This is a genomic window from Massilia sp. GCM10023247, from assembly GCF_042653325.1.
In the GTDB taxonomy this organism is placed as follows: domain Bacteria; phylum Pseudomonadota; class Gammaproteobacteria; order Burkholderiales; family Burkholderiaceae_D; genus Telluria.
The window spans coordinates 61532-81575 of the sequence record NZ_JBHSIB010000020.1 but is presented as its reverse complement, the minus strand read 5'-3'; the positions used below and the strand labels follow the sequence as shown (position 1 = coordinate 81575).

19 protein-coding genes and 1 riboswitch are annotated in these 20044 nt (G+C 65.6%); of the genes, 11 read left to right on the top strand and 8 right to left on the bottom strand.

Annotated features, from left to right (window positions below; translation table 11 throughout):
- Positions 1–27: 27 nt before the first annotated feature.
- Both ACFPAH_RS15820 and ACFPAH_RS15815 read right to left on the bottom strand, forming a co-directional pair.
- Positions 28–474: a DUF2147 domain-containing protein gene (locus tag ACFPAH_RS15820; protein ID WP_379747189.1), complete on the bottom strand. Its 447-nt coding sequence runs from the start codon at positions 472–474 to the stop codon at positions 28–30.
- 137 nt (positions 475–611) lie between these two features.
- On the bottom strand, positions 612–3410 hold the full coding sequence (locus ACFPAH_RS15815; RefSeq protein WP_379747187.1) for a valine--tRNA ligase: 2799 nt from the start codon (positions 3408–3410) through the stop codon (positions 612–614).
- A 210-nt stretch (positions 3411–3620) separates the two neighbouring features.
- Positions 3621–3724: riboswitch (TPP riboswitch) on the top strand.
- A gap of 67 nt (positions 3725–3791) precedes the next feature.
- Here ACFPAH_RS15815 and thiC point away from each other — a divergent pair.
- From thiC to ACFPAH_RS15780, 7 genes are all read left to right on the top strand, one after another.
- Positions 3792–5705: a phosphomethylpyrimidine synthase ThiC gene (gene thiC / locus ACFPAH_RS15810; protein WP_379747185.1), complete on the top strand. Its 1914-nt coding sequence runs from the start codon at positions 3792–3794 to the stop codon at positions 5703–5705.
- A gap of 17 nt (positions 5706–5722) precedes the next feature.
- Positions 5723–5926: a sulfur carrier protein ThiS gene (thiS, locus tag ACFPAH_RS15805; protein ID WP_379747308.1), complete on the top strand. Its 204-nt coding sequence runs from the start codon at positions 5723–5725 to the stop codon at positions 5924–5926.
- A 12-nt stretch (positions 5927–5938) separates the two neighbouring features.
- A complete protein-coding gene (locus ACFPAH_RS15800; RefSeq protein ID WP_379747183.1) occupies positions 5939–6721 on the top strand; it encodes a thiazole synthase in 783 nt (260 codons plus the stop codon).
- On the top strand, positions 6718–7488 hold the full coding sequence (gene thiD, locus ACFPAH_RS15795) for a bifunctional hydroxymethylpyrimidine kinase/phosphomethylpyrimidine kinase (protein WP_379747181.1): 771 nt from the start codon (positions 6718–6720) through the stop codon (positions 7486–7488). Before ACFPAH_RS15800 ends, thiD begins: the two co-directional genes overlap by 4 nt.
- 11 nt (positions 7489–7499) lie before the next feature.
- Positions 7500–8123 (top strand): thiamine phosphate synthase, encoded by a 624-nt coding sequence (thiE, locus tag ACFPAH_RS15790; protein WP_379747179.1) that lies wholly within the window; start codon positions 7500–7502, stop codon positions 8121–8123.
- 101 nt (positions 8124–8224) lie between these two features.
- On the top strand, positions 8225–8701 hold the full coding sequence (locus ACFPAH_RS15785; protein WP_379747177.1) for a chemotaxis protein CheW: 477 nt from the start codon (positions 8225–8227) through the stop codon (positions 8699–8701).
- Between the two features lie 125 nt (positions 8702–8826).
- On the top strand, positions 8827–9495 hold the full coding sequence (locus ACFPAH_RS15780; RefSeq protein WP_379747175.1) for an ion channel: 669 nt from the start codon (positions 8827–8829) through the stop codon (positions 9493–9495).
- A 151-nt stretch (positions 9496–9646) separates the two neighbouring features.
- Here ACFPAH_RS15780 and ACFPAH_RS15775 read toward each other — a convergent pair whose 3' ends face one another.
- Positions 9647–11203 carry a S8 family serine peptidase gene (locus ACFPAH_RS15775; RefSeq protein ID WP_379747173.1) on the bottom strand — a complete coding sequence of 519 codons (1557 nt, stop codon included), beginning with the start codon at positions 11201–11203 and terminating at the stop codon, positions 9647–9649.
- Positions 11204–11552: 349 nt separating this feature from the next.
- Here ACFPAH_RS15775 and ACFPAH_RS15770 point away from each other — a divergent pair, with 349 nt between their 5' ends.
- Together ACFPAH_RS15770 and ACFPAH_RS15765 are read left to right on the top strand one after the other, a co-directional pair.
- Positions 11553–12659, top strand: coding sequence for an S-(hydroxymethyl)glutathione dehydrogenase/class III alcohol dehydrogenase (locus ACFPAH_RS15770; protein ID WP_379747171.1), 1107 nt, complete (start codon positions 11553–11555; stop codon positions 12657–12659).
- 127 nt (positions 12660–12786) lie between these two features.
- The gene (locus ACFPAH_RS15765; RefSeq protein WP_379747169.1) at positions 12787–13440 is read left to right on the top strand and encodes a hypothetical protein; all 654 of its coding nucleotides are present in this window, start codon (positions 12787–12789) and stop codon (positions 13438–13440) included.
- A 19-nt stretch (positions 13441–13459) separates the two neighbouring features.
- On the opposite strand, the gene ACFPAH_RS15760 is transcribed toward ACFPAH_RS15765, so the two are convergent.
- The gene (locus tag ACFPAH_RS15760) at positions 13460–15229 is read right to left on the bottom strand and encodes a DUF885 domain-containing protein (RefSeq protein WP_379747167.1); all 1770 of its coding nucleotides are present in this window, start codon (positions 15227–15229) and stop codon (positions 13460–13462) included.
- Positions 15230–15379: 150 nt separating this feature from the next.
- Here ACFPAH_RS15760 and ACFPAH_RS15755 point away from each other — a divergent pair, with 150 nt between their 5' ends.
- Positions 15380–16018, top strand: a complete 639-nt coding sequence (locus tag ACFPAH_RS15755; RefSeq protein WP_379747165.1) for a YidC/Oxa1 family membrane protein insertase — start codon at positions 15380–15382, stop codon at positions 16016–16018.
- Position 16019: 1 nt separating this feature from the next.
- Here the strand turns inward: ACFPAH_RS15755 and ACFPAH_RS15750 are convergent, their stop codons facing one another.
- The 3 genes from ACFPAH_RS15750 to ACFPAH_RS15740 form a co-directional block, all read right to left on the bottom strand.
- Positions 16020–16607 (bottom strand): PEP-CTERM sorting domain-containing protein, encoded by a 588-nt coding sequence (locus tag ACFPAH_RS15750; protein WP_379747163.1) that lies wholly within the window; start codon positions 16605–16607, stop codon positions 16020–16022.
- Positions 16608–16812: 205 nt separating this feature from the next.
- Positions 16813–17766 (bottom strand): IS1595 family transposase, encoded by a 954-nt coding sequence (locus tag ACFPAH_RS15745; RefSeq protein ID WP_379747161.1) that lies wholly within the window; start codon positions 17764–17766, stop codon positions 16813–16815.
- A 74-nt stretch (positions 17767–17840) separates the two neighbouring features.
- Positions 17841–19235, bottom strand: coding sequence for a serine hydrolase domain-containing protein (locus ACFPAH_RS15740; protein WP_379747159.1), 1395 nt, complete (start codon positions 19233–19235; stop codon positions 17841–17843).
- 110 nt (positions 19236–19345) lie between these two features.
- Here ACFPAH_RS15740 and ACFPAH_RS15735 point away from each other — a divergent pair, with 110 nt between their 5' ends.
- On the top strand, positions 19346–19561 hold the full coding sequence (locus ACFPAH_RS15735; protein WP_379747157.1) for a hypothetical protein: 216 nt from the start codon (positions 19346–19348) through the stop codon (positions 19559–19561).
- A 4-nt stretch (positions 19562–19565) separates the two neighbouring features.
- Here ACFPAH_RS15735 and ACFPAH_RS15730 read toward each other — a convergent pair whose 3' ends face one another.
- Positions 19566–19901 (bottom strand): YnfA family protein, encoded by a 336-nt coding sequence (locus tag ACFPAH_RS15730; protein WP_379747155.1) that lies wholly within the window; start codon positions 19899–19901, stop codon positions 19566–19568.
- Between the last annotated feature and the right edge of the window lie 143 nt (positions 19902–20044).

Here is a 20044-nt window from a genome sequence, read left to right as displayed (position 1 = left end):
GGCCGCTTCGGTTGAAACGGAATCGGCTTACTGCTCGCGATGCCATACCTGCGAACGGCCGAACATCGGCGCGCCGATGTAACCGCGCACTTCCAGCTTCTGGCCGCCGTCGCGCAGGCTCGCCTTGCTCTTGTAGACCTTGCCCTTGGCCGGGTCGAGGATCTCGCCGCCGGTGTACTCGTTGCCGTCCTTTTTCAGGCCCGACACGATCGTCAGGCCGACCAGCGGCTGGCCCTTGCGCGAGTCGGTGCAGGCATTGCAGACCGGATTCTGGTCTTCGTTCGGGCCGCGGAACAGCTTTTCGATCTTGCCTTGCAGGGCGCCGTTTTCCTCGGTGATGCGGACCAGCGCCTTCGGTTTACCGGTTTCGTCGTCGATGGTTTTCCAGAGGCCGACCGGCGAGGCGTTCTGCGCCCAGGCGGCGGAGGTGAACATCATGGCGGCAAGCAGGCTGGCTTTGATCAGTGGTCGCATAGTCGTGTCTCCGTTGTTGTGTAGTGTCGCTGCAGGCAGTGTAGCAAACTGTGCGTACACCTTGGCAATAAAAAAGTTGCAAGGTGTTTCCGAAAAAGCGTGGAGTCGGGGACTCCACGCTACACGCGTCCGCAAGCTTAGCCCGCAGCCAGCTTACCCAGCTGCTCCTGCATCTTGGCCAGCGTCGCCGAGAAGCTGGACAGGCGTTCCTTCTCCTGCGCCACCACTGCCGCCGGGGCGCGGGCGACGAAGCTCTCGCTCGACAGCTTGCCGTTGGCTTTCGCAATTTCGCCTTCCAGGCGCGCGATCTCTTTCGACAGGCGCTCGCGCTCGGCGGCAACGTCGATCTCGACTTTCAGCATCAGTTTCGTTGTACCGACGATCGACACGGCCGCCGGCGACTCGGGCAGCGCATCGACGATCTGCACCTCGGCGAGCTTGCCGAGCGACTGGATGAAGGGCGCGAAGCCCGCCATGTTGGCACGATCCTGCTCGTTGCCCGGCTCGACGATCAGCGGCACGCGCACCGACGGCGACAGCTTCATTTCGCCGCGCAGGTTGCGCGTGGCGTTGGTCAGATCCTTCAGCTGGGCCATCCAGGCTTCGGCGGACTCGTCGATCAGCGCTTCGTCGGCGATCGGGTAGGGCTGCAGCATGATCGAATCGCCCGTCTTGCCGGCCATCGGCGCGATCGCCTGCCACAGCGCTTCGGTCACGAAGGGAATGATCGGGTGCGCCAGGCGCAGGATCACTTCGAGCACGCGCAGCAGGGTGTGGCGCGTGGCGCGCTGTTGCGCCTCGCTGCCTTGCTGGACCGTGACCTTCGCCACTTCCAGGTACCAGTCGCAGTACTCGTCCCAGACGAATTTATAGATCGCGCTGGCGATGTTGTCGAAGCGGTAGTCCTCGAAGCCTTTCGCCACCTCCAGCTCGGCGCGGTTCATCAGCGAGATGATCCACTTGTCGGCCGGCGACAAATCGGCATCATCCGGTTGACCGCAGTCTTTCCCTTCCGTGTTCATCATCACGAAGCGGGTCGCGTTCCACAGCTTGTTGCAGAAGTTGCGATAGCCTTCGGCGCGGCCGAGATCGAAGTTGATGTTGCGCCCCAGGGAGGCGTAGCTTGCCATCGTAAAGCGCACGGCGTCGGTGCCGAAGGCCGGGATCCCGGCCGGGAATTCCTTGCGCGTGGCTTTCGCGATCTTTTCCGCGGCGCGCGGGTCCATCAGGCCGGCGGTGCGTTTCGCCACCAGCGAGTCGACGTCGATGCCGTCGATCAGGTCGATCGGGTCGAGCGTATTGCCCTTCGACTTGGACATCTTCTGGCCCTGCGAGTCGCGCACCAGGCCGTGCACGTAGACGGTCTCGAACGGCACCTTGCCGGTGAAGTGCGCGGTCATCATGACCATGCGCGCGACCCAGAAGAAGATGATGTCGAAGCCGGTCACCAGCACCGACGACGGCAGGAACATTTTCATTTCCGGCGTCTCTTCCGGCCAGCCCATGGTCGAGAAGGGCACCAGGGCCGACGAGAACCAGGTATCGAGCACGTCCTCGTCGCGGCGCAGCTCACCCGTGATGCCTTGCGCTGCCGCTTTCGCCTTCGCTTCTTCCTCGTCGCGGGCGACGACGATGTTGCCCGCCTCGTCGAACCAGGCTGGGATGCGGTGGCCCCACCACAGCTGGCGCGAGATGCACCAGTCCTGGATGTTGCCGAGCCACTGGTTGTAGGTCGTGGTCCAGTTCTCCGGCACGAACTTGATCTCGCCGTTGGCGACCTTTTCCAGGGCCACTTCGGTGATCGACTTGCCCGGATTGAAGGTGCCTTCCGGCGCCGGCTTGGTCATGGCGACGAACCACTGGTCGGTCAGCATCGGTTCGATGACGACGCCGGTACGGTCGCCGCGCGGCACCATCAGCTTGTGCGGTTTGACTTCCTGCAGGAAGCCTTGCGCCTCGAGGTCGGCCACGATCTGCTTGCGCGCGGCGAAACGGTCCAGGCCCTGGTACTGGGCGGGCGCGTTCTCGTTGACCTTCGCGTCAAGCGTAAAAATGTTGATCGGCGCCAGGCCGGCGCGCTGGCCGACGGCGTAGTCGTTGAAATCGTGGGCCGGGGTGATCTTCACGCAGCCGGTGCCGAATTCCTTGTCGACATAGCTGTCGGCGATGATCGGCACTTCGCGCCCGGTCAGCGGCAGCGTGAGCGTCTTGCCGACCAGGTGGGTGTAGCGCTCGTCCGTCGGATCGACGGCCACGGCGACGTCGCCCAGCATGGTCTCGGGACGGGTGGTGGCGACCGTCAGCGAACCGCTGCCATCCGTCAGCGGGTAGCGGATGTACCACATCGAGCCGTCTTCCTCGACCGAATCGACTTCCAGGTCGGACACCGCCGTGCCCAGTTTCGGGTCCCAGTTCACCAGGCGCTTGCCGCGGTAGATCAGGCCTTGCTCGTACAGGCGCACGAACACTTCCGAGACGGTCTTCGAACGCGTTTCGTCCATCGTGAAGTATTCACGGCCCCAGTCGGCCGAGGCACCCATGCGGCGCATCTGGCCGGTGATGGTGCTGCCCGATTGTTCCTTCCACTCCCAGACCTTCTTGATGAACTCGTCGCGGCCGAGGTCGTGGCGCGAAATCTTCTGGGCGTCGAGCTGGCGCTCGACCACGATCTGGGTCGCGATGCCGGCGTGGTCGGTGCCTGGGATCCAGGCCGTGTTATGGCCGCGCATGCGGTAGTAGCGGGTCAGGCCATCCATCACCGTCTGGTTGAACGCATGGCCCATGTGCAGCGTGCCAGTCACGTTCGGCGGCGGCAGCTGGATGCTGAACGACGGTTTGTCGGCGTCGAGGGTGGCGGCGAAATACCCGCGCTGTTCCCACTCGGCACGCCAGTATTGTTCAATGTCGGCTGGCTCGAAAGACTTGGCTAATTCCATGATAGGGAGGGAGTGATTTGCAGAAAAGAACATTATAGAGGAGGAGGGAGGGGATGCGTTCAAGGCGCGCCGCGAATTTCGGGCTGGGTGGGCACTTGTGCCCGCGCGGATTCGGCACACCACGAACAGCACAGGCAACAGCCCCACCTCCGCCGAGACACCACTTGTCAAGCCGACCAAACCGGCTATAATCGATCCGCTGCCACAAGGCAGCACCGCTAGGGGTCCTGCGCATCGATGCGATGCGCGGGTGAGAAATACCCTCTGAACCTGATCTGGATAATGCCAGCGAAGGGAAGCTTTCGGAACTGCCGGGGCGCGTACGCACGCACCCCATGCCTTTCCCGCCTCCTTTGCTGGCTCCTCACGCAAAGGAGCCACATGAACGCCCCATTGAAGTTCGACGCCGCCACCGCCATCGTGGACAGCGCCGCCATCGCCCCCTTCCCGAATTCGACCAAGGTCTTCATCGAAGGCAGCCGTCCCGACATCCGCGTGCCGATGCGCGCGGTCGCCCAGGACGACACCCCGGCCAGCTTCGGCGGCGAAACCAATCCGCCGGTCTTCCTCTACGATACCTCGGGTCCCTACACCGACCCGGCGGCGCGGATCGACATCCGGCGCGGCCTGCCGGCCCTGCGCGCCGGCTGGATTCTTGAACGCGACGATACCGAGCAGCTGCCCGGACCGAGTTCCGCCTACGGCGCCGAGCGCCTGCGCGACCCGAGCCTGGACGCGCTGCGCTTCGAACTGCAGCGCACGCCGCGCCGCGCGAAGCCGGGTGCGAACGTCACGCAAATGCATTACGCGCGCCGCGGCATCGTCACGCCCGAGATGGAATTCATCGCCCTGCGCGAAAACCTGCAGCGCAGGCACTACCTGGAGCAGCTCGAGTCCGGCGGCCCGGTCGGTCAAAAAATGGCCGCGCTGCTGGGCCGCCAGCATCCGGGACAGTCGTTCGGCGCCGCCCTGCGCGAGGAGATCACGCCGGAATTCGTGCGCGAGGAGGTGGCGCGCGGGCGCGCCATCATCCCCGCCAACATCAACCATCCGGAGAGCGAGCCGATGATCATCGGCCGTAATTTCCTGGTCAAGGTCAACGCCAACATCGGCAACTCGGCCGTTACCTCGTCGATCGGCGAGGAGGTCGAAAAGATGACCTGGGCGATCCGCTGGGGCGCCGACAACGTGATGGACCTCTCGACCGGAAAGCACATCCACGAGACGCGCGAATGGATCATCCGCAACAGCCCGGTGCCGATCGGCACCGTGCCCCTGTACCAGGCGCTGGAAAAGGTGAACGGCAAGGCCGAGGACCTCACCTGGGAGATCTACCGCGACACCCTGATCGAACAGGCCGAGCAGGGCGTCGACTACTTCACCATCCACGCCGGCGTTCGCCTCGCGTATGTGCCGATGACGGCCCGGCGCCTGACGGGCATCGTCTCGCGCGGCGGCTCGATCATGGCCAAGTGGTGCCTGGCGCACCACAAGGAATCCTTCCTGTACACGCATTTCGAAGAGATCTGCGCCATCATGAAGCAGTATGACGTCGCCTTCAGCCTGGGCGACGGCCTGCGCCCGGGCTCGATCTTCGATGCCAACGACGAGGCGCAGCTGGCCGAACTGAAGACCCTCGGCGAACTGACGCAAATCGCGTGGAAGCACGACGTGCAGGTCATGGTCGAAGGTCCCGGCCACGTGCCGCTGCACCTGATTCGCGAGAACATGGACCTCCAGCTGGAGCAATGCCACGAGGCGCCGTTCTACACCCTGGGACCGCTGACGACCGACATCGCGCCCGGCTACGACCACATCACCTCCGGCATCGGCGCCGCCACCATCGGCTGGTACGGCACCGCGATGCTGTGCTACGTGACGCCGAAGGAACACCTCGGCCTGCCCGACAAGAACGACGTCAAGGACGGGATCATCACCTACAAGATCGCGGCCCACGCGGCGGATTTGGCCAAGGGCCATCCGGGCGCGCAGATCCGCGACAACGCCTTGTCCAAGGCGCGTTTCGAATTCCGCTGGCAGGACCAGTTCAACCTGGGCCTGGACCCGGACAAGGCGCGCGCCTTCCACGACGAGACGCTGCCCAAGGAGTCGGCCAAGGTCGCGCACTTCTGCTCGATGTGCGGCCCGCATTTCTGCTCGATGAAGATCACCCAGGAGGTGCGCGCCTATGCGGCCGCCAGCGGAGTCGACGAGGGGCAGGCGCTGGCGCACGGCATGCAGGAAAAGGCCATCGAATTCGTGCGCGGCGGCGCCCGGCTCTACCGCGAGGTGTGACCGTGCCCGCTACCAACTTGCTCGAGATCGAGCTCAATGGCGAACCCTACCGCCTGGCAGGCGGGCAGACACTGGCCGACCTGGTGCACGCGCTCGGCGTGGGCCGGCAGGCGGTGGCGCTGGCGGTCAACCGCGAAGTGGTGCCGCGCCAGCAATGGGAGGCGCGCGCGCTGCTGCCGCGCGACCGGGTGGACATCGTGCGCGCCATCGGCGGCGGCTAACAGGAGACCAGCATGAACGACGACTTCCTTACCATCGCGGGCAAGACCTACCGCTCGCGCCTGCTGGTGGGCAGCGGCAAATACCGCGACCTCAGCGAAACCCGGGAGGCCACGCTGGCTGCCGAAGCCGAGATCGTGACGGTGGCGATCCGCCGCGTGAACATCGGCCAGGACCCGAACGCGCCGAGCCTGCTCGACGTGCTGCCGCCGAGCCAGTTCACGATCCTGCCGAACACGGCCGGCTGCTACAACGCGCGCGACGCCGTCTACACGCTGCAGATGGCGCGCGAACTGCTCGGCGGGCACAAGCTCGTCAAGCTCGAAGTGCTGGGCGACGAAAAAACCCTGTTCCCGCACATGCCGGAGACGATCGTGGCGGCCGAGACCCTGGTGCGCGACGGCTTCGACGTGATGGTCTACTGCAGCGACGATCCGGTGCAGGCGAAAATCCTGCAGGAGATCGGGTGCGTCGCGGTGATGCCGCTGGCCTCCCTGATCGGCTCGGGCATGGGCATCCTCAACCCCTGGAACCTGGGCCTGATCGTCGAGCAGGCCACGGTGCCGGTGCTGGTCGATGCCGGGGTCGGCACGGCCTCGGACGCGGCGATTGCCATGGAGCTGGGCTGCGACGGCGTGCTGATGAACACGGCGATTGCCGGCGCGCGCGAGCCGGTGCGCATGGCAGGCGCGATGAAGCTGGCGGTGCAGGCCGGGCGCCAAGCCTGGCTGGCCGGGCGCATGCCGAAACGCTTCATGGCCTCGCCGTCGTCACCTGGCGAAGGCCGCGTCGCATGACGCTGCCTTCGGTGCTGGTCTTCGCCGGGCTCGACCCCAGCGGCGGCGCCGGCCTCGCCGCCGACGTGCTGGCGATTGCCGCCCAGGGCGCGCACGCGCTGCCGGTGGCGACCGCGCTCACGGCGCAGGACAACAACCGCGTGCACGGGGTGGCGCCGGTCGATACCGCCTTCGTGCTGCGCCAGGCCGATGCGCTGCTCGACCGCTGCGCGATCAAGGCGGTCAAGATCGGCATTCCCGGCAGCGGCGCCAACGCGCGCGCGATCGCCGCCGTCGTGCGGCAGTTGCGTGCGCGCGATCCGGCGCTGCCGGTGGTGCTCGACCCGGTGCTGGCCAGCGGCCACGGCGATGCGCTGGGGGAGGGCGATCCGCTGGGCGCGCTCGGCGTGCTGCTGGCGCTCGCCACCATCGCGCTGCCGAATGCGCCGGAAGCGCGCGCCCTGGACCGTCTCTCGTGCGCGCCGTGCGCGCAGTTGCTGGTCACGGGCGGGCACGACGACGGCCCTGTCGTATGCAACGACTGGTATGTCCAGGGCCGGCTGGTGCGCAGTTGGCGCCGGCCGCGCCTGGCCGGCGCCTTCCACGGCAGCGGCTGCACCCTGGCCGCGGCCCTGGCCGGGCGGCTGGCGCTGGGCGAGGGCATGGAGCAGGCCCTCGACAGCGCCCAGGCCTACTGCCACAGGACGCTGGCCGAGTCGTTCGCCATCGCGCCCGGGCAGCGCATTCCGCGCCGCTGTTTTATCTCACCATCATCCCCAATACCTTGAAAGGACATCCCATGCGCGGTCTCTATCTCGTCACCCCGAACTGGGACGACACCGACAGGCTGCTGGCGGCAACCGCTTCCGCTTTGGAGGCGGGCGTGGCCATGGTCCAGTACCGCCACAAGGACGCCGGCGAAGCGTTGCGCCTCGAACAGGCCGGCGCGCTGCTGGACCTGTGCCGGCGCAGCAAGCGCCCGCTGGTCATCAACGACCACCTGGACCTGTGCCGCCGGCTCGATGCCGACGGCGTGCACCTGGGCGCCTCCGACCTCGCCCTGGCCGAAGCGCGCGCGCTGCTCGGCCGCGGCAAGATCGTCGGCGCCTCCTGCTACGGCGACCTGCAGCTGGCGCGGGCGGCCGCGGCGGCCGGCGCCAGCTACCTGGCCTTCGGCGGTTTCTATCCGTCCCTGGTGAAGAAGTACGATTTCGTCACGCCGCCCGCGCTGCTGGAAGCCGCCCGCGAGGCGTTCTCCCTGCCGCTGGTCGTCATCGGCGGCATGACGCCGGAGCGCGCCGCGCCGCTGGTCGCGCGCGGCGCCGACATGGTGGCGGCGATCACGGCCGTGTATGCCGACCCGGCGCCCGGCACGGCCGCGCAGCGCTTCGCGGACCTGTTCGGCACGCCGGGGCAGTTGTAGGGGCGAGACAGAATGGCTGGCCGCACGCGCAGGTTGTTTGTTGCCGTGCGGCAAAAATATATAATGACCGTCTTCTTTTTCTTTTTGAACGACGGTAAACCATGGACAACACCTTGATGAACGACGGCGTGCTCGAAGCCCTGGCCTTCAAGCTCGGCAACGAGGAATACGGCATCAAGATCCTGAAGGTGCAGGAAATCCGCGGCTACGAAACGGTGACCCGCATCGCCAGCGCACCGGAGCACGTCAAGGGCGTGGTCAACCTGCGCGGCACGATCGTGCCGATCGTCGACATGCGCATCAAGTTCAAACTCGGAGAGCCGACCTATAACCAGTTCACCGTCGTGATCATCCTGAACATCCAGGACCGCGTGGTCGGCATGGTGGTCGATTCGGTGTCGGACGTGATCTCGCTGACGGCCGACCAGATCAAGCCGGCGCCGGACATGGGCGGCGCGCTCAACACCGATTACCTGGTCGGCCTGGGCACCGTCGACGAACGCATGATCATCCTGGTCGACATCGACCGCATGATGACGTCCGAGGAAATGGGCGTCATCGACAGCGTCGCCGCCTGAGCGCGGCCGCCGCGATTCCCGACCCGCCCGCGAGGCGGGTTTTTTCATGGCCGAGCCGGGCGTGCACGCCACGGCCGCGCTTGTGAATACAATAAGGCCGTCGACCGTTCACCCAAGAGAAACCGATGCGCCTGCTTCGCCTGATCGTCCACACCCGGCGCCACCCGTCGGCCATCCTGCTGCTGGCCCAGCTGCTCGGCATGCTGCTGTACCCCTTCCTGGAGGGCACCCGCTTCGGCCACGTCGCCTTCAACGCCTTCGGCATCGTGATCCTGACCTTCACCATCCGCATGGTGCGCCGCACGCCCGGGCACACCTGGTTCAGCGTGGCGATGACGATCCCGATCATCGCGCTGCTGTCGGCCCAGATCCTGTTCGACGTGCCCCACCTGCAGCCGTGGTCCTCGGGGCTCGAGGCCCTGTTCTATTTCTATGCCGCCGGCAGCCTGATCGCCTATATGCTGGAAGACCGGCGCGTAACGACCGACGAGTTGTTTGCCGCCGGCGCCACGTTTACCCTGCTGGCCTGGGGCTTCACCCACCTCTACCTGGTGGTGCAGGCGCTGGCGCCGGGCTCCTTCTCCGCCGCCGTCAACCCCGAGCTGCCGCGCAGCTGGACCGAGCTGAATTACCTGAGTTTCGCGCTGCTGTCCTCGACCGGCATCGGCGACGTCATTCCGCTCACCGTGCACGCGCGCTCGCTGGCCAGCGTCGAGATGTTCGCCGGCCTGATGTACCTGGCGGCGGTCGTGGCCCGGCTGATCGGGTTGACGATGCAGCCGCATCAAAAATAGAACCACGTAGGGTGGGCACTCGTGCCCACGCGGTTTCACCCTGTGCGGGCCTGCGGGCTCGAAAGCCTACGCCGGCCGCGCCCGCCCTACGCAAACCAGGACGAAAAAAAAGGGCGCCGAGGCGCCCTTTTCCGTTACAGCCTACAGCAGATTACATGCCGCAGCCCAGTGCCTTGATGCGGTCGTAGGCAGCTTTCGCCTGCACCAGGCCGAAGCCGTACTTGGTGTCGCGGCCGGCGGTGCCCAGGTCGAGCGCGCTCTTGGTCAGCGAAGTGCGGATCTGCGAGCCCGTGCAGGTCGGGAAGTAGCTCCACACCAGCGCGGCGACTGCCGACACGTGCGGGGTTGCCATCGAGGTGCCGTCGAAGTAGGCGTAGTTCGATGCCTTGATGCCGACGGTGGCGCTCTGGCCCAGCTGGTTCTTCATCGCCGCGCCATCGGTATCGGTGGCGGTGACCGACGGGATGTTGGTCACGGTGGTGCCCAGCGTGCCGCCGAAGGCGCCTGCCACGTTGTTGTAGACCACGGCGCCGACGCCGCCGCTCTTCTCGCAGTTCGAGACCTTGGTGGCGAAGTCCACGGTGCCGCGTGCGATCAGGCAGACCTTGCCCGAGACGGCGGTATTGGTCGTGTCGCCGATGCCGAAGTCGGCCAGCGCAGCGGTGGCGGTCTTGACCGGCGAGCCTTCCATCGCGCCCGGCGCGTAGGTGGTCGAGCCGACGGTCAGGACCGCTTCCTGGCCGGTGCCCATCGGCACAGTGGACAGGACGCTGACGCCAGGGCCGGCGATTTCGACCTGGCTGTTGTACTGCGAGAAGGTGGCCCACTGCTTGTTCTCGTCGACCGCGCCGACCATCATCACGCTGTTGTAGCCGGCCGGGTAGGAGATCACGGTGTTGCCGTCGTTGCCGGCAGCGGCGATGCTCAGGACGCCTTTCGATTGCAGGCTGTCGAAGGCGTTCTGCTCGGTGCGGCTGGAGCGGCCGCCGCCGAGCGACATGCTGATCACGTTGGCGCCGGCTGCGCCGCACTTGTTGGCCGCGGTGGCCAGGGTCGACGAATAGGCCCAGCCGGCCGCGCCGAACACCTTCACGATGTGCAGCTTGAGCTGCTTGTTGGCGTTGACGCCGACCACGCCGGTGCCGCTGTTGTTGATCGCGGCGATGGTGCCGGCCACGTGGGTGCCGTGGCTGTTCTCGTCGGTGTACCACCAGCCGGTGCCGCTGTCGTATTCGCCGGTGACCGGGTTGGCCGACAGGTCTTCGTGCTTCTGGTCGTAGCCCGAGTCGATGATGCAGACCTTGCGGTTGCCCGCGGCCGAGTCGCTCAGCAGGTCAGCCTGTACCTGCTTGATGCCGTACGGGACCAGCTGGCCCGATGCGTACGGGGTGCCGGTCGACGGCGTGGTCAGGGCGAACGGCTTGCGGATCACGTCTTCTTCGATGTATTCGACGTTCGGGTTGTTTTCCAGGCCCTTGAGGGCGACGCGCGGCACTTCGATCGCCATCGCGTTCATGCCGAAGATTTCGTGCTTCACGGCGCCCTTGGCGACGGTGACGGCCGATTTCACTGCTGCTTTCGCGCCCGGCTTGAAGGCGACGATGATGCGGGTGGTGTCAGGCGCGGCCGCATAGGCAGCGTTGCAGAGCATCCCGACCGCGGCAGCGGCCAGGCACAGGCTGAAGGTCTTCTTTGAAGCACGAGTCATGTTTACTTCTCCGTATAAAAGCCTATCGATATGCCGCGATATCTCCGATCGCGTGCACGTTTTTTGAAAAACGCTAAACGCCGTTATTAACGGCTGATCCAGTGTAGGCATGAAAGCTGTGCGCAAGCAATTGACAAATCAATCGTGCTCAGCTGTGTTGCAATGTTGCATACACGCACAGTTAGAAACAGTATGATTCGTTCATTCGGTGGTATATTTTTGGCCCTCGCCCTTGTGCATATGCAGCATTTTTGCAGCCTGCATGAGGTAGGCATCTGGCATGCGGCGGCGGGGATTCCGGTGGCTTGGTATCATGGCAATCGCTCCAACCCATTTGATAGGAATCCCCATGAAAACCAAGGCAGCCATTGCATGGAAGGCGGGTCAGCCGCTGACGATCGAAGAACTCGACCTCGAAGGCCCGAAGGCCGGCGAAGTGCTGGTCGAAGTCAAGGCCACCGGCATTTGCCATACCGATTACTACACCTTGTCCGGCGCCGACCCGGAAGGCCTGTTCCCGGCCATCCTCGGCCATGAAGGCGCGGGCGTGGTGGTCGAGGTCGGCCCCGGCGTCACCTCGGTCAAGCGCGACGATCACGTGATTCCGCTGTACACGCCGGAATGCCGGCAATGCAAATTCTGCCTGTCGCAAAAGACCAACCTGTGCCAGGCGATCCGCTCGACGCAAGGGCGCGGCCTGATGCCGGATGCAACGTCTCGCTTTTCGCTCGACGGCCAGCCGATCTACCACTACATGGGCACCTCCACCTTCTCGAACTACATCGTGGTGCCGGAAATCGCGCTGGCGAAGGTGCGTCCGGACGCGCCCTTCGACAAGATCTGCTACATCGGCTGCGGCGTCACCACCGGCATCGGCGCCGTGATCTTCACGGCCAAGGTGGAAGCCGGCGCGAACGTCGTCGTGTTCGGGCTCGGCGGTATCGGCCTGAACGTGATCCAGGCAGCAAAAATGGTCGGTGCCGACAAGATCATCGGCGTCGACCTGAACCCGGCGCGCGAAGCCATGGCGCGCAAGTTCGGCATGACCCATTTCGTCAACCCGAGCCAGGTCGAGAACGTGGTCGACGCCATCGTCCAGCTGACCGACGGCGGCGCCGACTATTCGTTCGAGTGCATCGGCAACGTCAACACGATGCGCCAGGCGCTCGAATGCTGCCACAAGGGCTGGGGCCAGTCGATCATCATCGGCGTGGCCGAGGCGGGCGCGGAAATCTCGACCCGTCCGTTCCAGCTGGTGACGGGCCGCGAGTGGAAGGGCTCGGCCTTCGGTGGCGCGCGCGGGCGCACCGACGTGCCGAAGATCGTCGACTGGTACATGGAGAACAAGATCAACATCGACGACCTGATCACGCACACCTTGCCGCTCGAGCGGATCAACGAAGGCTTCGATTTGATGAAGTCGGGCGAGTCGATCCGCTCGGTCGTGGTGTACTGATCTCCCTGGTCCACGGCGGTTTCATGTAGTCTGTCCCGCGAAAGCGACGGTCTGTCGCAAGTAGCGGGCAGGCGGCGTCTGCTTCTTCTACAGTGCTTCCATTGTCATTCACGCCATGGAGCACATCATGCCGCAGACCCGTTTTCCTTTCGCTTCCCGCACGATCAAGCACGCACTGCTGCTGAGCGCAGCCGCTGCCGCCTGCGCCGCGCCGCTGCTGGCCGTGCACGCGGCGCCCCCAAGCGATGGCCTGGAACAGGTGCGCGGCATGCATCGGTCCGAGACCGGCGAGCCCTACGCCCTGGTGCGCGGCGGCACGCGCGGCGACCTGCGCGTGGGCAGCCGGGTCAGCAGCGCCGACATCGACGCCCTCAAGGACAGCGTGCGCGGCGAGTTCTTCTGGTTCCGCAAGGACAGCAAGGAATACATCGTGCAGGACGCTGCCACCCTCGAACGCGTGCGCAGCGCCTGGGCGCCGGTCGACAAGCTGGGCGCCGAGATGGGCAAGCACGGCGAGGAAATGGGGCGCCACGGGAAGGTGATGGGTTCGTTCGGGACCGACATGGCGCTGGCCGCCGTCACCCTGAACCGGACCAGGATGGAAGCCATCGGCAAGCAGATGGAAGACGCCGGCAAGCCGATGGAAGCGGTCGGCAAGAAGATGGAAGTGCTCGGCAAGCAGATGGAAGCCGAGCACGCCATTGCCGACCGCGCGACGCGCGCCATCATCGCCGAGGCCCTGGCGAACGGCACGGCGCGTCCGGCGCCGCGCCGCGGCTGATCCGCGGCGGTTTTACCGTCTACTTCTGCGAGGGCACGAACTCCTCCATCACCGCTTTCCTCAGCAGGGATGGCGGCACCAGGCCCTGGGCCAGCACGAAGTCGTTGAACTTCTGGCGGTCGAACTTGCTGCCCAATGCGACTTCGGCGGCTTGCCGGGTTTCCATCAGCCGCTGGTAGCCATAGAAGTAGGACGTCGCCTGGCCCGGTGCGCGGAAGGTGTAGCGCTGCACCTCCTGGGTCGCCATGCCTTCGGACAGGCCGACGTCCTGCATCAGGAAGGCCTTGACGCCCTCGGGCGTGATTTCTCCCAGGTTGACCATCGGGTCGAGGAAGGCGCGCGCCGCGCGCATGCCGCGTGCCTGCAGCGCGAACAGCTGGCCGTCGAGCGGCTCGTAGGGCTGCATTTCCGCTTCCGCATACAGGGCCCAGCCTTCGACGTTGACGCTGTTGAAGGCGAACACCGCGCGCGCCGTCGACACGCCGGTCTCGATCATCTTCGCGAACTGCATCTCGTGGCCGGGACGCGCCTCGTGGGCCGTGATCGACCAGGTGCCGGCCTGGTGGGTGAAGTCGTCGAACACCAGGCGCTTGCCGCTGGCGTCGGGCGGCATGCCGGTGGTCAGCACGAATTCCCCATACTCGCCGGTATTGCCGATCAGGCGCGGCGGGCTCATGTGCGGGGCGGGCTGGGCCGCGTTCTCGGCCATGCTCGCCAGGCGGATGACGGCCTTGCGCTCGGGCAGGGTGACCACCTGGTGCGCGCGCGCGGCCGACTCCAGCGCCGCCAGGCGCTCGGCGTACAGCGGCATCACCTGTTCGGCCGGGATCTGCTGCTTTTTCAGTTCGGCCATGACGACGCGGTAGTCGCTGTCCTTGAAGCCGCGTTCCTTGGCGAGCAGGTTGGCCGTGATCTGCATCTGGTTGCGGATCTCGGCGAAGGATGTCAGCGACTTGGCGATCAGCTCCTGCGGGCTGATGTCGACCCCAAAATTCTTCAGGTTGTCCGCATACACTTCGGGCGGCAGGCGATGGTCGCTGCGCGCGCGCGGCAGCATCTCGGTTTTCAGGCGCGCGTTATACGCCATGAGCTGCTTTTCCAGCAGCGCGAAGCGCGGCTCCCAGTCTTTCAGTTGGCTCTTGGCGAGCAGATCGCGCATGCCCTTCAACAGCGTCGGACCGTCGTTCAGCGCCTGCTCGAGTTCGCCCTTGTAGGGGCCGAGCAGGTTCTTGTCGGCCTTCAGGCGTTCCTGGAGGCGCTCCTGCGCCAGTTCCGTCAGCGGGCGGTAGCCCTTGGCCTGGCCGGTGTACTTGTCGAGCCGCGCCAGCAGCGCCTGCTGGCGCGCCTGCGGGATGCGCGGGTCGAGCGTCGAGCGCACGACGCCGAACATCATCCGGGTCAGGTCGTGGTAGGGCATGAAGTACTTGCGCTGCAGGGCGCTCGATTTCAGCTGGTCTTGGGCCTTGTCGATCAGGATCTGCAAATCCTGCTTGACCTTGCTGTCGGTCTCGCTGCGCAGGCGCTTCTGCAGTTCGGCGATGGCCGCGCGCATGTCGCGGTTGGCGGGCTCGAACTGGTCGCGCGACAAGTCCATGATCTGCTCGTCATAGCCCTCGACGCCGAGGTTGCTGGCGCTCTCGGGCGAATACTTGGCAAGGACGTTGAGGAGGACTTTGGCGTTGGTATTGCTTTTCGTGACCCAGGCCGGCTCGGCGGCAGCGGCGGGCAGGGACAGCGCGGCGAGCAGGGTGCAGAGGACGGTCTTGGCGAAGGGACGGGCGGGCAGCATGCGGTTCCTTTGTACGGTCAGAAGTCAGTCATATAAGGGTTCGCTTCCGAAAAACGGAAGTGAAGCATCGGGAATTGCACGTTTTTTCGCAGCAATCCATGCGTAGAATCATGACCAATAATTCTTTGTTAATCAATGAGAGAGCAAAAAATGAATGCGATGCTGACGTCGGCGATGGACCAGTTTTCCCTGCTGTTCGGCGGAAACATGGGATGGGCGATCCTGGTGCTGGCCCTGGCGGTGCGGCTGGCGCTGCTGCCGCTGACCCTGAAGCTGTCGCGCAGGATGCTGGCCAACCAGCAGAAAATCAGGGCCCTGCAACCCGAGGTCGATGCGATCAAGAAGCGCCTTGCCGGCAAGCCGCAAACGGCATACGCGGCGATCTCGGCCTTGTACAAGGCGCATGGCGCCCAGGTCCTCGACCGCTCCAGCGTGACCGGCCTGCTGGTCCAGCTGCCCGTGTTCGGCCTGCTCTATAAAGCCATTACGAATGCCGGTTCGGGAAGCGGACCCTTCCTGTGGATGAAGAGCCTGGCGACGCCGGATGCCGCCTTGACCGGCATCGTCCTCCTGCTGACCGCCGTCGCAGCCTGGTACATGCCCTCGGCAGGCGCGCCGGCCATGTGGATGATCGCGGTGCAGGTGCTGGTGACCGCTTTCATCTTGTGGAAACTGTCGGCCGGCGTCGGACTGTACTGGTTGGCTTCGGCCTGCGTCGGCACGCTGCAAAGCCTGGTGTTGCGCCGCGAACGGCGCCTCGCCGGTGTTGTTGCTCCTGCTGCCCGGTGATTCAGCGCGCCGCCTTGCGGCGCAGGCCGGCCGCCGCCAGCAGGCCGATGCCCAGCAGGGCGAGCGAGCCCGGCTCGGGAATATCGGTGCGGCGGATATGCCCGCTGGCGCCGGCGCAGTCGACCCCGGTCGTCCAGCCGCAGTCGGCCATGCCTTCGTCGCTGTTGGCGTCGAGCACGGTGAACCGGCGCCCCTGCGAGGCCAGCATGATGTGGTGTTCGGTGTTGTTGGCGTAGATGTAGCCGCTCAGGAAACCGCCCTTGTCGAAGCTGAGTTCGAGCTCGAGGATGCCGTAGCCATGGTTGAACCCCTTTTTCCAGGAATAGTCCATTGCCTCGGAGGCGCCCGGGAAGGTATAGCGCAGGCCGAGCAGGCCGTTGGCGGCGAGCGGCTCTTCGAAGTCGTAGTCCTGGTTGATGGCGAAGCTGAATGCGCCGCTGTCGATCGCGCTGCGTTCGAACTCGAGCTGCAGCGTGATGCCGCGCGGCGTCTCGGCATTCAGCGCGCTCCATTCGTAGATGACGCCGGCCTGGCTGGCGAGCGGAAGCAGGCAGAGGCCGAGGGCGGCGATGCAGGACTGAATGTTCATTACTGTGGTCTCCTAGATTTGACAATTGAATCTAAGCAAGTTCCACGCCAGCAATGTAAGTGGTTGAGCCGAAAGGGTTTGTTGTATGGACAGGCGCTTTCCGGTCACACAATGTAAAACGCCTCGACACCTTGCACTCCTTATTTTTGGCGCTGTTCGCGTTAAGTGTGGAAATGCCGGGCGTCGCACGCCGGGAGTCACACGCTTAGCGTCGTACCCCAAGCGCCGCGCGCAGCAAGGCTTCGGGCGTGGCGATCCGCTGGCCGTCGAGCGCCCAGCGCCAGCCCAGGTAGTTGTCCAGGTAACGGCTGGCAACGCCCCGGAACGGCAGCAGCCAGCCGCGCAGCCGGCTGTGGTAGGCATTCACGTTTTGCACATGGATCGCGCCGCGTACCCGAATGCCCGCCTGCAGGTTGACGCTTTCATGGGATATCCCGGCTTGGCGGGCGAACGCCCGGTAGGCGGCGTGGGCATCGGTGACGAGCAGCACGTCGCGCTCCAGCCGCGGCAGCAGGTGTTGCTGCAATTGCGCGCGCGTCACCGGTCCCTTGCCGGGCACCCAATCCAGGGTTTGGCCAGTGCGGTCGCGCGCAACCAGAATGCATACCTGCTCGCCCGAGATGCCGCGTTTTGTCGCTTTCCCGCCGCGCTTGCGTGGCGCACGCGCCAGCGTGCGCGATCCCTTGTGCGATTCGAGCAGATACATCTCGTCGGCTTCGGCAATGCCGGACAGGCGTGCTGCCCGGTCGTGCTTGCTCGTACTCAGGAAGCGATGGCGCCAGCGAAAGCTGGTGGCACCGGCGACACCCAGATCACCAGCGCTGCGACGCACGCTGCGCGAATCGAGCATGGTTTGTAAGTAATCGAGCCAGCGCTCCTTGTGGCGCAGGCGCGCCAGCGCCGTGCCGCTCAGGGCATTGCAGGTGCGCCCACATTCCTTGCAGCGATAGCGCTGCAGGCCATTGGCCCGTCCGTGCCGGTACAGCTGCTGCGAGCTGCATGCGGGGCAAGCCAATCTGTCGGCGCTGGCCTGCTCGACCAGGTCGGCCACCTTGTCGAGTTTCGCTGCGGGCAGTAGCAAGCCGAGCAATTGCTCGCGCTGGCGCCGCGTCAATGAGGCTATACGGGCGAGCAATTGCTTGAACGGACGTGCTTGCATGGCGCCTCCGGCATCGTGGGTCAGGTTGGACCTCAGCCGTATGCGAAGATTCCACACTTAACGCGAACAGCGCCTTATTTTTTCCCCGTTGGCGGCGCGGCGCCTAGCGCCTGCGGCCGGATCGCAGCACGGTACAGCGCATCGGTAATGCGCTCCTGGAAACGCGCCTCCGACGAGAACCGGCCCGGCTGCAGGTCCGGATTGGCGCCGACGCCGCTGGCGATATAGATCATGCCGTCCTTCGAGGCCGGATCGAAGACGAACAAGGCATTCAGTCCCCAGGACCAGCCCAGGTGGCCGACGCCGGTGAAGCCGCCGCCCTCGACCAGGCGGTCGCCGCGCGCCCGGCCCGGGATGGCGCCATCGGTGCCGCTGGCGTCGACGAAATGCTGGTTGCCCAGCCCCCAGGCGTGGTACAGGCCGCGGAAGTTGTCGCTGTCGGCGTTGCCGTTGCTGCCGTTGGCGGTCCACTGGCGCGCCAGCATGGCGGCCACGGTGGCCGGCTGCAGGACCTGGCGGCCTTCGTGGCGGCCGCCGTTCATCAGCATCAGCATGATCTTCGCCAGCTCGTCCGCGGAAATGCGCAGGCTGCCCTGCGGTCCGAAAATCGTGCCGTTGCTGCCGACGCGATAGGTGTCCAGGCCGGGTGGCGCGACCGGCGCGGCCACGCCGAAGTCGTCGGACTGGGCGATCCAGGGTCCTCGCGGGTCCCACACCTCGGCGCCGTCCTTTTCGCGTTTGCGGTACAGCGTGGCGACATCGTCGATATCGGCTGGCGCGAAGTCGGCCAGGTAAAAGCCGGCCTTCAGTCCCATCGGATCGAATACCAGGCGGCGCATCAGGCGGTCGAAGCGTTCGCCGCCGGCGCGCTCCATGAGGGTGGCGACCAGGCCCGAATTGAAATTGACATACTCGAAGAAGCGGCCCGGCGCGGCGCTTGCCGACCACATCGCGCCTTTCCCGTAATGCTTGCCGCCGGGCAGCAGTACCTCGCGCAGGTCGACGTCCGGGTCCCACTTAAAACCGCCGTCGTCGCGCAGGGACGACTGGTGGGTCAGCAGCATGCGCAGGGTGATCGGGTGCTCGGGGAAGTGCGGGTTGCGCAGGCGGTAGCCGAGCACTTCGCCGATATCGGCATCGAGCGACAGGCGGCCCTGTTCGACCAGCTTCATGGCGCCGAGCGCCGTCGCCAGTTTCGAGATCGAGGCGATGCGAAACAGGGTGCTGGCGTCCACCGGGCGCGCAGGGGACGTCGCCGTGGCCAGGCGTTTATGGCCCAGTTGCTGGCGGTAGACGGCCTCGCCGCCGCGGATCGCCACCACCGACAGGCTCGGCAGGGGCAGGGCGGGGTCGTCCACGATGGCCTGGAGTTGCCGGGTCAGCGCGGCGGCCTGCGGTTCCGGTAAAGGGGCCGCGTTGGCGGCGCCGGCAAGCATGGTCAGGGTCAGCATCGTCAGCAGGGAGCGCATGGATTGTTCGGAGGAGGTGGTGTTGGCGCATGGTAGCAAACCGGTGGCGGACGCCGTCGAAAACGGCGCTGTGTCACACTGGATTTCCGATTTCGCAGGAGGAGCAGAACATGGCACACGACCAGCAAGCACGGCAGGATCAGCAGGATCAACGACAGGATCAGCAGGACCAAGGACAGGGTCAACCGGTCGCCGCGCAGCAGCCGCCGGAGCGCCCGGATGACGACAACGTGGACGGCCTGAAGGGCAAGAAGCCGGAAGAGCTGACCCCGGAAGAATTGCGCCTGATGGCCGATACCATGCCGGGCGAAGGCCCAGGGGACTAAACTTCTACACGCCGCGCGGCTGCAGTGCGATGACGGCCATGCCCGCCAGCGCCAGCGCCGCGCCCGCCATGTCCCAGCGGCTCAGTTCGATACCGTCGACGAAGCGCAGCCACAGCAAGGCCACCGCGATATACATGCCGCCATAGGCCGCATAGGTGCGGCCGGCCGCGGCCGGATGCAGGGTCAGCAGCCAGGCGAACAGGGCCAGCGACAGGGCGGCCGGCAGCAGCAGCCAGAGCGGCTTGCCGGCCTTCAGTACCAGCCAGGGCAGGTAGCAGCCGATGATTTCGGCCAGCGCGGTGAGGGCGAACAGGCTTGCGACTTTGAGTAGTTCAGGCATCGTGTTTCCAGGTTGAGGGACGGACGCAGCTTATCAAATCCCGGGAGCCGGGAAGCGCTTCCCGGGCCGCGCACGCCAGGCGAACGATATTGCCTCGACAATATTTGTATGTCAGCATCGGGCACCACCGTTCGAAGCCGATT